This is a genomic window from Streptomyces sp. PU-14G, from assembly GCF_041028275.1.
In the GTDB taxonomy this organism is placed as follows: domain Bacteria; phylum Actinomycetota; class Actinomycetes; order Streptomycetales; family Streptomycetaceae; genus Streptomyces.
Genome location: NZ_JASKYT010000752.1, coordinates 1 through 810 on the forward strand (window position 1 = coordinate 1; position 810 = coordinate 810).

An 810-nucleotide genomic window follows, 5' to 3' on the forward strand; every position below is an offset into this window, starting at 1 on the left:
CCTGCAGGAGGGCCCGGGCCTCGGACCAGTGGCCTTGGACGAAGGCGTCGCGCGCGGTCCTGGGGGGCCGCGCGGGCGGCGGCGTCGAGGGCCGTGCGGGCGGCGTTGGCATCGCCCTTGCCCCGTGCGGCGCGCATCGCCAGGGCGCAGGCGAGCAGGAGGGCGGCGTCCTGGCTGCCGGGCTCGGTCAGCAGCCACTCGCGGGTCCACGCCTCGCCCGCGGGTGTCAGGGCCAGGCAGATGACGCGGTGGCCGCGCAGGTCCCAGTCGTGGCCGGTCTCCTGCAGGAGGGCCCGGGCCTCGGACCAGTGGCCTTGGACGAAGGCGTCGCGCGCCGTGCGTAAGGGGGCGTCGTCCAGTGCGGGGTCGGGCCGCCTGCCGTCCGGGGAGCGTCGGAACGTGAGCGGCGGTGGTGGAGGAGTCATGGTCGCCGATCACCCAACCCGACGGAAGCGATCACGTCAAGTCAGCGAGTGGTCAAGCGAGTTCGGAAGCCGCACACTCATCGGCCGGGGGTGAGCGACATTGCTCGACTTCGTTCGGTACGGCCGATTTCCTTCCCCCCGCAGGCGAGTTGGGGCGGGCGACGCCGGCACCGGGACCTGTGACGGGCCAGCGACCGCTGGTGCACCTCGTCGGGCCCGTCGGCCAGCCGCAGGGGTCCTGCGAGACGCCACCCGCGCCGTGCAGCTGCACCGCGTCGTCGATGATGCCCACCACGGCCCGCGGGGTGGCGATCTTGATGGCCTGGATCTCGGTGTGGGCACCGCGGTTGCCGTCCGTGTCCATCAGCCAGGCCGTCTTGAGCAC

The 810-nt window shown here is 73.6% G+C and carries 2 pseudogenes; both read right to left on the reverse strand.

From position 1 onward, the window contains the following. Window positions 1–425, reverse strand: a pseudogene (locus AB8Z75_RS35150) (hypothetical protein); the annotation flags it as partial. 182 nt (window positions 426–607) lie between these two features. Continuing rightward, window positions 608–810: pseudogene (locus AB8Z75_RS35155) on the reverse strand (acyl-CoA dehydrogenase family protein); the annotation flags it as partial.